The organism is Oceanicella sp., from assembly GCF_056449545.1.
The window spans coordinates 1-9,492 of record NZ_JBWOMN010000079.1 but is presented as its reverse complement, the minus strand read 5'-3'; the positions used below and the strand labels follow the sequence as shown (position 1 = coordinate 9,492).

Below are 9,492 nucleotides of genomic sequence, written 5' to 3'. Positions count from 1 at the left end.
CGCCCGCAGGATCAGTTGCGGACCGCGGGGGTCTCCACGCTCAGGCCCTCGCCGCGCTCGGCGAGATAGACCTCAAGCGCCACGAACTCGTCCGAACCGCGCTTGTAGGGCTTGGCGCGAATGTTCTTCATGCAGCCCTTGAAGCGACGGTGGATCGACCCCACGCCCTGCCATTTCAGACGATAGGTCGGAAAGCCGTTGATCTGGCCCTGGCTCAGCCGATCGGCGCGGATCATCTTGCCGTAATTGTCCTCGTGGCAATTGGCGCAGGACATGTCGAGCTGACCGACGCGGGTGTAATACAGTTCCTTGCCCTTGTCGTACCAGGACTGCATCGGCCCGTCGGTGTCGACCTTCACCGGCATGCCCCGGGACTGCAGCCCGATCAGCGCGGTCATGCCCAGCATCTCCTGGGATTCCCACTTCCACGGCTCGGCGCCCATGCGGGTCTCGCGGCACTCGTTGATCTGGTTTTCCAGGGTGAACGGGCGCCCGGCGGAGTCCTTCCACTTGGGATAGCCCGCGCGCACGCCGGCCATGCTGTCTTCCACGTCCTCGTGGCAGGTGGCGCAGGATTTGCCCTCCTTGCCGTCGGGTTCGTCCCAGTTGTCCGAGGCGATATCGACCAACACCATGGCCGGGTTGCCGAAATCGTCTTCCTGCAGGGCCTGCGTCTCGGTCGAGCGGAACCGCCAGCCCGAGATCAGTTCGTCAAGCGGATGCCCGGCGGGCGCCGCCGCCTTCGTGGGGATCACCTCCCCGTCGATGGTCAATTCCGCATCCTCGCCCGCCGACGCGGCCCCGAACGCCAGCGTCGCGGCGCAGAGCGCGGCTGCGAGCCGCAAGCTTCCTATCTTCATGCCTACCTCCCCTTTGAGGACCTGTTGCGGCCCGGATCGTCCGTGATCGCCGGCCCGTCGCGGGGCCCTGCGTGCGAACGGCGTCATCAGCCGATCTTGATCTTCTTCTTGGTCCCGTAGACGGAGCCGTCATCGTCGGTCCAGGTGAATTTCAGCTCGCCCGCCTCCGGCACCTTCATCGAGAACTGGATATACGGATTCGCCGACACCGCGGGTTCCAGCGTCACGCTCAGAACCTCCTCGCCGTTGAACGCGGCGACGAAGCTGTTGATGATCTTGCGCGGGATCAGCTCGCCGGTCTTCTTGTCCTTGCGCTGTCCCGATTCCATGGGGTGGCTGATCAGCGTCTTGACGGTGATCACTTCGCCGACCTTGGCTTTCCTGGGCACCTTCACGCGAGGTTTGATCTTGGCCATGATGTTCTCCTGAGTTCCGGGTCAGCCGCCGCAGCCGCCGATGGTCACCTTGACCGCGCGCGAAGACCGCGCGAACGATCCGTCCGCCATCTTGGCGACGGCGACGATGTCCTGGGTGCCGGCGAGCCGGATGCGGATCGAGGCGGCGGGCTCGGCCAGCGCGCCGAAGCGGAATTCGCCGATGCCCGGGCTGGGGTTGCCGGTGGCCAGCACCAGAATGGCGCTTGCGCCCGCGGCGCTGACCTCGATGGGCACGGTGTTGCCGTTCTCGGCGATCTCGGGGGCGACGATCTCGACGCCGCCCTCGGCCACCGCGCCGCCGCCGGTGAAGGCGTCGATCGCGGCCGCGACCTCGTCGGCGTCGGTCGCGGCGAACAGCCGACCGGCGGGCAGCGCCGCGACGGCCGCGGCGCCGGCGACGAGCTGCAGCGCGCTGCGTCTGGTGAGGGTCATGGATTCCTCCGTTGATTTGCAACTGTCCGGCGCCGGCGGGCTGGCCGACGCGATCCGGATCATTTTTCCTTGAGCGTCATGAGATAGGCGACGACGTCCTCGACCTGATCGGCGGTGAGGATGCTCTTGTTCGCGAATTTCTTCATCGTCCGGGCGCCGTTCTCCAGACGGTAGAAAGAGGGCATCATGGTGCCCTCGAACGCCATCTTGGAGTTGACGACGATGCCGCGCAGCTCCGCCTCCGACCACCGATCGGCGACGCCGTCAAGCGCCGGGCCGATCTCGCCGTGGAAGGCCTGATCGGTGATCTCGGAATTGACGTGGCAGGCGAGGCAGTTGCCCAGCTTGCGATTGACGAAGGTCGCGCGACCCGCCGCCGGATCGCCGGGCGCGCCGGTCAGCGATTGCGCGACCTTTGCGCCGTCAAAGGCGACCTTGTCGGGGGTCACTGTCTCGGCGTGAAGCGCCGCAGCGCCCAGAGTAGCGGAAACGAACGTTCCTGCGATCAGCGCCGCCAGGCTGCGAGCCACTTCCATTCCAAACCTCCCCTTTGGATAATCCAGAGTTGTCATGTGAAACTAGCTGGCGTCCCGGCGATGCGCAAACGTTAAATTCAAAAAATCGAATTTTTGGATTCGTTCGCCACGCAGCGGCTTTGCGCATATTTCGAAAATACGTGGAATCCCGGCGTTTTGTTTCCTGCGCGGCGCCGTCCGCGCCATTCGATTTCAACGGCCGGTTCGGGCTCCGACGCGCCGCGATCAGCGCAGCACGCCGATGTCGGGCGCGACGCTGAGCATCCATTGCGCGATCACCGACATGCTGTTGGTGGCGATCAGCGCCGCGAACAGAATCAGCGCCGCGCCCATGCCCCGCTGCACCAGCCCCAGATGCCGGCGAAACCGCCGCGCCCAGCGCTGGAACGGGCCGATGAACAGCGCCGCCAGCACGAAAGGCAGGGTCATGCCCATGCCGTAGGCCAGCAGCAGGCGCGCGCCCCGCGCGGCGGTCTCGGCCTCCGACGCGGCGAACAGGATCGTCGCCAGCACCGGCCCGACGCAGGGGGTCCAGCCGAAGGCGAAGGCCAGCCCGATCACGTAGGCGCCGAGCGGCCCGCGCGCCCCGGCGCCGGGATCGAACCGCGCCTGCCGGTGCAGCGGCCCGATGTTCAGCAGGCCGAGGAAATGCAGCCCCATGGCGGCGATCAGCGCCGCGGCGATCCAGCGAATCACCCCGAACCAGTCGCGCAGCTGCTGCCCGAACGCCGTGGCCGAGGCCCCGAGCCCCACGAAGATGGTGATCACCCCGGCCGAGAACAGCAGCGCCGCGACCGCCGCGCGCCGCCGCAGGGCGCGTGCGTCGCCCGCCGCCGCGTCGCCCGCCGCCCCTGCCCCGGTCCCTGCCCCGCCCGTCAGTTCCTGCAGCGACTGGCCGGCCATGTAGCACAGATAGAACGGCACGATCGGCAGGATGCAGGGCGACAGGAAGGACAGCAATCCGGCGAAGGCCGCGCCCCAGATGCCGATGTCGAACGTCATGCCTGCGCCTCCCTGCGCGAGCCTTCCCTTGCGGCAAACGCATTTTAATATATAGTTTTTTGTATGTGATCCACGCCACCTGTCAACGGAGATGATCATGCGCCCACGCCTTGCCGCGCTCGCGCCCGTCGCCGCGCTCTCGATCATCGCCGGGCTGGCGTCCTTCGCCGCGCCCCGCCCCGCCGCCGCCGCCGAATTGCTGATGGTGCGGCAGGCGGGCTGCTCCTGGTGCGCGCAATGGGACGAGGACATCGGGGGCATCTACGCCAAGACCGCCGAGGGCAGACGCGCGCCGCTGGTGCAGCGCGACATCGCCGATCCGGCGCCGCCGGGCGTGACCCTCGACATGGGCGTGAATTTCACCCCGACTTTCGTGCTGATCGAAGACGGGCGGGAACTGGGGCGCATCGAAGGCTATCCGGGGCCGGATTTTTTCTGGGGTTTGATGCAAAGACTGCTAAGCAAGCTTCCGGCGGAGGCCGCCGCCGCCGCGGCCTCGTCAGTGGACGAAAGCTGATCGTCCGGCGCCGCACGCGGAAGGGACTCGGGTGCGGCTCGGGTGCGACTCGGGCGCAGACGTCGCGCGCTCCGGACGAGGGGAAGCCAGGCCAGTGACTCCAGACGCGCCCAACGACGCCCCGCACGATCCCCATGCGCTTGACGGCATGCTCGACAAGGCCGACGAGGCGACCGGCTTCCTGAAGGCGCTGGCCCATGAGGGCCGTTTGATGATTCTCTGCCACCTGTCGGGCGGCGAAAAAAGCGTCACCGAGCTTGAAGACCTGCTGCATTCGCGCCAAGCTGCGGTGTCCCAGCAGCTGGCGCGGCTGCGGCTGGAGGGACTGGTGGACAATCGTCGCGACGGCAAGACCATCTATTACCGCATCGGCGACGACCGGGTGCGGGTGCTGATCCAGATCGTGCATGACATGTTCTGCACCCCCGAGGACGGCGACGAAGGGCCCGACGGCGCCTGAGGCGCCCGCTGATCCGGCCACGCCGCCGCCACGCCGCCCAGCCGCCGCCCAGCCGCCGCCCAGCCGGGCGCATGCAAACCAGATCTGCCGGGAGGCGCGCAAATGGAGGCTCTGTCGGATTCGACCCTGGCCGCGCTCGCGGGGCTCGTGGGCGGCGTGGTGCTGGGGCTCGCGGCCCGGCGCGGGCGGTTCTGCACGCTCGGCGCCATCGAGGACGCCATGTATGCGCAGGACTGGCGCGGCGTGCGCATGTGGGGGCTGGCGCTGTCCGCCGCCATCGCGCTCAGCTTCGCCTTCGCCGCCATGGGGCTGTTCGACCCGGCGGATTCCATCTACCTGTCGCAAGCCTGGAACCCGGCGGCCTCGATCGTCGGCGGGCTGATGTTCGGCTACGGCATGGCGCTGGCGGGCAATTGCGGCTACGGGGCGCTGGCGCGCATGGGCGGCGGCGACCTGCGCGCCTTCGTCGTCGTGGTGGTGATGGGGGTCTCGGCCTACATGGCCATCGGCGGCCCCACCGGCTGGCTGCGCAACAAGCTGTTTCCGCCGCAATTCCTCGACCCCGGCGACGCGCTGCCCGGCATCGCGCAGGCGCTGTCCGGCGCGTTCGGCGTCCCGGCGCTGGCGGTGGGGCTGGGCGCGGCGGCGCTGCTGGCGGCGGCCTCGCTGTCGAACGCCGAATTCCTCGGCTCGCGCAAGCATGTGGTCTGGGGGGTGGCGGTGGGGGTCTCCATCGCCTCGGGCTGGGCGCTGACCGGCGTGATCTCGGCCCAAGCCTTCGAACCGGTGGCCGTCGAAAGCCATACTTTCTCGGCCCCGCTGGGGGAATCGCTGCTGTTTCTCATGACCTCCACCGGCAACGAGATCAGCTTCGGCGTCGGGTCCGTCGCCGGGGTGCTGCTGGGGGCGCTGCTGGGCTGCGTCCAGCTCGGGCATTTCCGCTGGGAGGCCTGCGACGACGCCGCCGAGCTGGGCCGCCAGATCTTCGGCGCCTTCCTCATGGGCACCGGCGGCGTGGTGGCGCTGGGCTGCTCGGTGGGCCAGGGGCTGTCGGCGTTTTCGCTGCTCAGCTACAGCGCGCCGGTGACGCTGGCGGCGATCGTGATCGGCGCCGCCTTCGGCTTGCGCCGGCTGATCGAAGGCTTTCACGCGATCTGACGCCGCTTTCGCGCCGCGCGAGCGCGCAAATTCATTGGCGCCCGAAAAGTCTCTCGGCTAAGTTTCGCTTCAGGATCGATCGGATGTCTGTCATCCGCCAGGAATCCCGAGGGAGGACCACCATGACGCTCACCGCCAGTTTCGCGCGCCTCACGCGCGCCGCCGCAGGGCTGACGCTCGGCGCGCTGCTCGCCAGCGCCGCCAGCGCGCAGGAATACAGTTTCAAGCTGCACCATTTCCTGTCCGCCAAGGCGCCGTCGAACGCCAAGATGCTGGTCCCCTGGGCGAAAGCGGTGGAAAAGAATTCCGGCGGCCGCGTGAAGATCGAGATCTTTCCGTCCATGTCGCTGGGGGGGCGCCCGCCGGAACTGGCGCAGCAGGCCCGCGACGGCGTCGTCGATCTGATCTGGACCGTCAACGGCTACACCCCCGGCGCCTTCCCGCGCACCGAGGTGTTCGAATTGCCGGGCGTGTTCGTCAACGACCCCACCGCCACCAACCTCGCCATGCAGGAGATGTTCGCCGACACCCTCGCCCAGGAATACGAGGGGCTGGAGGTGATGTTCCTGCACGTCCATGCCGGGCAGGCGATCCACACCGTCGACAAGCTGGTGCGCAAGCCGGCGGATTTCGCCGGGCTGAAGCTGCGCATCCCGTCGCGCACCGGCGCCTGGGTGATCGAGGCGCTCGGCGCCGCCCCGGTGGCCATGCCCGTGCCCCAGCTGCCCCAGGCCCTGTCGAAAAAAGTCGTGGACGGCGCCCTGATCCCGTGGGAGATCATCCCGCCGCTGCGCCTGCAGCAGCAGACCAGATACCAGATCGAGGGGCATGACCAGATGCGCCTCGGCACCACCACCTTCCAGGTGTCCATGAACAAGGCGCGCTGGGACGCGCTGCCCGCCGACATCCAGAAAGCGTTCCGCGACGCCTCGGGCCCGGACTGGATGAAGCAGGTGGGCGCCATCTGGCGCGCCGGCGATGATTTCGGCATCGCGCTGGCGGTGAAGGCGGGCAACGAGCACGTCACCCTGACCGAGGCCGAGACCGCCGCCCTGACCGAGGCCCTCGCCCCGGTGACCGAGCGCTGGATCAAGGAGGTCGGCGAAAAAGGCATCGACGGCGCGGCGCTGGTGGCCCGCGCCAAGGCGCTGATCGCCAAGCACGCGACCCGCTGAGCGCGTGAGCGACCCCAGCCGGTTTGCGACGCCGGACGCGGCGCGGGAAAGATCCCGCGCCGCGCGCGCGCTCGCCATGCTCATCGAGGGCTGGGCGCTGGCCGGCGGCGCGGCGCTGCTGGTCCTGGTGCTGATGAACACCTGGTCGGTGGCGGCTTCGGCGCTGATCGGCGCGCCGTTCCCCGGCGATTTCGAGATGACCCAGATGGGCGTCGCCGTGGCGGCCTTCGCCTTCCTGCCCTATTGCCAGCTCACCGGCGCCAACGTCACCGCCGACATCTTCACCGCCGGCGCCTCGCCGCGCTGGCTGGCGGTGTTTTCGCTGGCCGCGTCGCTGGTGGCGCTGGCCTTCGCGCTGCTGCTGATCTGGCGCATGCAGGCGGGAATGATCGACCAGAAAACCTATGGCTACACCACCACCATCCTGCAGACGCCCCATTGGTGGGCCTTCCTGCCGATTCTGTTTTCACTCGCCCTGCTCGCCGTCGCGTCGTTGCTGACGCTGATCGACGCCGCCCGCGCCGCCCGAGGATAGCCTTCCATGACCGACGCCCTGTTGACCGGCCTTGGCGGGCTCGGCGTGCTCGTCGTCCTGATCGCGCTGCGCATGCCCATCGCCTACGCGATGATTCTGGTGGGCGGGGTCGGCGTGACCCTGCTCAACGGCCCGGCGATCTTTTTCAGCCAGCTCAAGACGCTGGCCTACGGGCAGTTCTCGATCTACGACCTCAGCGTGGTGCCGATGTTCGTGCTCATGGGGGCCATCGCCACCCGCGCCGGGCTCAGCCAGGACCTGTTCCGCGCCGCCAACGCCTGGCTCGGCTGGATGCGCGGCGGCGTCGCCATGAGCGCCATCGCCGCCTGCGCCGGCTTCGGCGCGGTCTGCGGATCGTCGCTGGCCACCGCCTCCACCATGGGCGCGGTGGCGCTGCCCGAACTCAAGCGCTACCGCTATTCGGACGCGCTGGCCACGGGCACGCTGGCGGCGGGCGGGGTGCTGGGGATCCTGATCCCGCCCTCGGTGGTGCTGGTGATCTACGCGGTGATCGTCGAGGCCAACATCGTCACCATGTTCATGGCGGCGCTGCTGCCGGGGATTCTGGCGGTGCTGCTGTTTCTCGTCACCATCGCGATCTACGTGGCGCTGCGCCCGGAGTCCGGTCCGGCGGGCGAAAAGGCCGGCAGGGCCGAACGCCGCGCCGCCACCATCGCCGTGCTGCCGGTGCTGGGCATCTTCGGGCTGGTGATCGGCGGCATCTATCTCGGCTTCTTCAACCCCACCCCCGCAGCGGCGATCGGGGTGTTCCTGGTCTGGCTCTACGGCACGCTGAAACGCACCATCGGCCTGCAGGCCATGCGCGGCGCGCTGCTGGAAACCGCGCGCACCACCGGCATGATCTACCTGATCCTGCTGGGCGCCGAGATGCTGAAGATCTTCATGTCGCGCGGCGGCGTGCCCCAGGCGATGGCGGAATGGATGATCGGCGCCGGCCTGCCGGCGATGACCGTCCTGGCGCTGCTGCTGGTGGCGCTGATCCTGCTCGGCTGCCTCATGGACAGCCTGTCGATGATCCTGCTGGCGATCCCGTTCTTCTGGCCGGCGCTGATCGAGATCAACGGCGGCGACTACGTGATGGCCGCCGACGCCGCTTTCGGCATGGACAACGAGGACCTGAAGATCTGGTTCGGCATCCTGTCGCTGATCGTCGTCGAACTCGGCCTGATCACCCCGCCGGTGGGCATGAACGTGTTCGTGATCTCGGCCATGGCCAAGGGCGTGCCGATGCGCGAGACCTTCATCGGCGTCGCGCCGTTCTTCGTCGCCGAACTCGTGCGGGTGAGTCTGCTGGTGGCGTTTCCGGCCATCACGCTCTGGCTGCCTAGGATGCTGACCTGAGCGGAGACTTGCCGGCGGCCCGCGCTTCGACCCCGGCCTTGGCGCAGGCGTCGGCGCCGGCCTTGGCGCAGGCGTCGGCGCCGGCCTCGGCGGGCGCCTCCTGCAGCGGCGTGGTCACGTCGAGAAAGATCCGTTCGATGGAGCCGCGCGGCGCCGGGTTGACCGTGAAGAACCGCGCCACATGGGTGATGGCGCGCCCGTTGGCCGAGATCGGGCAATCGAATCCGGCGATCTCCAGCAGCTGACCCGGGGTGCGCCGATCGGCGGCGACGCCCACCAGGCTGCGCAGCGCCGGGACCTTGAGCATCCGCTTCCAGCCGTCAAACAGCATGGCCTGCAGGCTGCTCACCGTGACGTCGGCGTAGTCGCAGCCCTCCTGATAGCCGGCGCAGCGCGCCGCTTCGGTCTCGTTGAGATACTGGCAGCGGAAGGACCCGGATTCCGTGGGGCTCAGCAGCATGGCGATGTCGAGGAAATCTTGCAGCGTCGAATCGCCGCCGAAGGTGACGCAGGGGGCGCCGCAGGACAATCGCGGAGATTGCAGAATGAGCGCACGCGCCGCGTCGAGCCGTTGGAACGCATCCTGAGCCGACCTGTGAAACATCACGCGCCTCTCTCCTGAATCTTACGCAAACGCGTCATACGCTACACCGCCGCATACTGCGCCTGCTCAACTTTAAGGCGGTGATCATGGCCAATTAAAGGCCTTTACGTGAAGATATGGTTCATTCGGTTTTTTTGGCGAAACGGGCCGTCGCCTCAACGCTCCGTGCGGGCAAACCTTGAACGAGGCGGGGAAATTCAGCCTGAAACCGTCGAAAATCCATGTCGGAGACGGCGACTTCACCCAGATTGCCATGGAAACATATTGCGCCCGGCGCAATGCGCCGGGCGTGTGATATCATCCAACTCTACCATAAGCTGATCAAGCCGCGCCATGCCCCGCCATGCCCCGCCCGGACAGTCCGGCGATGCGCGGGGGGATGGGCGGCGTGACCCACGCGCCGCTCAGGCGGCG

12 protein-coding genes are annotated in these 9,492 nt (G+C 68.1%); 6 read left to right on the top strand and 6 right to left on the bottom strand.

Translation table 11 applies throughout. The annotated features are described in order from the left end of the window. Positions 1 to 11 precede the first annotated feature (11 nt). The 5 genes from soxA to AC1HC7_RS11365 form a co-directional block, all read right to left on the bottom strand. Complete coding sequence (gene soxA, locus AC1HC7_RS11385) at positions 12 to 860, bottom strand: sulfur oxidation c-type cytochrome SoxA (protein ID WP_479495356.1); 849 nt, start codon at positions 858 to 860, stop codon at positions 12 to 14. Positions 861 to 946: 86 nt separating this feature from the next. Continuing rightward, on the bottom strand, positions 947 to 1,276 hold the full coding sequence (soxZ, locus tag AC1HC7_RS11380; RefSeq protein WP_479495355.1) for a thiosulfate oxidation carrier complex protein SoxZ: 330 nt from the start codon (positions 1,274 to 1,276) through the stop codon (positions 947 to 949). Positions 1,277 to 1,297: 21 nt separating this feature from the next. Next, positions 1,298 to 1,729 carry a thiosulfate oxidation carrier protein SoxY gene (gene soxY / locus AC1HC7_RS11375; RefSeq protein WP_479495354.1) on the bottom strand — a complete coding sequence of 144 codons (432 nt, stop codon included), beginning with the start codon at positions 1,727 to 1,729 and terminating at the stop codon, positions 1,298 to 1,300. 59 nt (positions 1,730 to 1,788) lie between these two features. Next, the gene (soxX, locus tag AC1HC7_RS11370; protein ID WP_479495353.1) at positions 1,789 to 2,265 is read right to left on the bottom strand and encodes a sulfur oxidation c-type cytochrome SoxX; all 477 of its coding nucleotides are present in this window, start codon (positions 2,263 to 2,265) and stop codon (positions 1,789 to 1,791) included. Positions 2,266 to 2,490: 225 nt separating this feature from the next. Beyond that, positions 2,491 to 3,267, bottom strand: coding sequence for a cytochrome c biogenesis CcdA family protein (locus AC1HC7_RS11365; RefSeq protein ID WP_479495352.1), 777 nt, complete (start codon positions 3,265 to 3,267; stop codon positions 2,491 to 2,493). Between the two features lie 97 nt (positions 3,268 to 3,364). On the opposite strand from AC1HC7_RS11365, the gene AC1HC7_RS11360 reads away from it, so the two are divergent. The 6 genes from AC1HC7_RS11360 (at position 3,365) to AC1HC7_RS11335 (ending at position 8,474) form a co-directional block, all read left to right on the top strand. Next, positions 3,365 to 3,784, top strand: coding sequence for a thioredoxin family protein (locus AC1HC7_RS11360; protein ID WP_479495351.1), 420 nt, complete (start codon positions 3,365 to 3,367; stop codon positions 3,782 to 3,784). Positions 3,785 to 3,932: 148 nt separating this feature from the next. Next, positions 3,933 to 4,244, top strand: a complete 312-nt coding sequence (locus AC1HC7_RS11355; RefSeq protein ID WP_479495359.1) for an ArsR/SmtB family transcription factor — start codon at positions 3,933 to 3,935, stop codon at positions 4,242 to 4,244. A 102-nt stretch (positions 4,245 to 4,346) separates the two neighbouring features. Beyond that, entirely contained in the window at positions 4,347 to 5,402 is a 1,056-nt protein-coding gene (locus AC1HC7_RS11350) for a YeeE/YedE family protein (protein WP_479495350.1), read from the top strand. Between the two features lie 122 nt (positions 5,403 to 5,524). After that, positions 5,525 to 6,577 (top strand): TRAP transporter substrate-binding protein, encoded by a 1,053-nt coding sequence (locus tag AC1HC7_RS11345; RefSeq protein ID WP_479495349.1) that lies wholly within the window; start codon positions 5,525 to 5,527, stop codon positions 6,575 to 6,577. 4 nt (positions 6,578 to 6,581) lie between these two features. Next, positions 6,582 to 7,112: a TRAP transporter small permease gene (locus AC1HC7_RS11340; RefSeq protein WP_479495348.1), complete on the top strand. Its 531-nt coding sequence runs from the start codon at positions 6,582 to 6,584 to the stop codon at positions 7,110 to 7,112. A gap of 6 nt (positions 7,113 to 7,118) precedes the next feature. Further along, positions 7,119 to 8,474, top strand: a complete 1,356-nt coding sequence (locus AC1HC7_RS11335) for a TRAP transporter large permease (protein WP_479495347.1) — start codon at positions 7,119 to 7,121, stop codon at positions 8,472 to 8,474. Here AC1HC7_RS11335 and AC1HC7_RS11330 read toward each other — a convergent pair. Continuing rightward, positions 8,458 to 9,078: a hypothetical protein gene (locus AC1HC7_RS11330; RefSeq protein ID WP_479495346.1), complete on the bottom strand. Its 621-nt coding sequence runs from the start codon at positions 9,076 to 9,078 to the stop codon at positions 8,458 to 8,460. The genes AC1HC7_RS11335 and AC1HC7_RS11330 overlap by 17 nt on opposite strands. Between the last annotated feature and the right edge of the window lie 414 nt (positions 9,079 to 9,492).

Coding starts and splice junctions, on each gene's coding strand:
- soxA (WP_479495356.1), bottom strand. CDS start 860: ATGAAGATAGGAAGCTTGCGGCTCGCAGCCGCGCTCTGCGCCGCGACG.
- soxZ (WP_479495355.1), bottom strand. CDS start 1,276: ATGGCCAAGATCAAACCTCGCGTGAAGGTGCCCAGGAAAGCCAAGGTC.
- soxY (WP_479495354.1), bottom strand. CDS start 1,729: ATGACCCTCACCAGACGCAGCGCGCTGCAGCTCGTCGCCGGCGCCGCG.
- soxX (WP_479495353.1), bottom strand. CDS start 2,265: ATGGAAGTGGCTCGCAGCCTGGCGGCGCTGATCGCAGGAACGTTCGTT.
- AC1HC7_RS11365 (WP_479495352.1), bottom strand. CDS start 3,267: ATGACGTTCGACATCGGCATCTGGGGCGCGGCCTTCGCCGGATTGCTG.
- AC1HC7_RS11360 (WP_479495351.1), top strand. CDS start 3,365: ATGCGCCCACGCCTTGCCGCGCTCGCGCCCGTCGCCGCGCTCTCGATC.
- AC1HC7_RS11355 (WP_479495359.1), top strand. CDS start 3,933: ATGCTCGACAAGGCCGACGAGGCGACCGGCTTCCTGAAGGCGCTGGCC.
- AC1HC7_RS11350 (WP_479495350.1), top strand. CDS start 4,347: ATGGAGGCTCTGTCGGATTCGACCCTGGCCGCGCTCGCGGGGCTCGTG.
- AC1HC7_RS11345 (WP_479495349.1), top strand. CDS start 5,525: ATGACGCTCACCGCCAGTTTCGCGCGCCTCACGCGCGCCGCCGCAGGG.
- AC1HC7_RS11335 (WP_479495347.1), top strand. CDS start 7,119: ATGACCGACGCCCTGTTGACCGGCCTTGGCGGGCTCGGCGTGCTCGTC.
- AC1HC7_RS11330 (WP_479495346.1), bottom strand. CDS start 9,078: ATGTTTCACAGGTCGGCTCAGGATGCGTTCCAACGGCTCGACGCGGCG.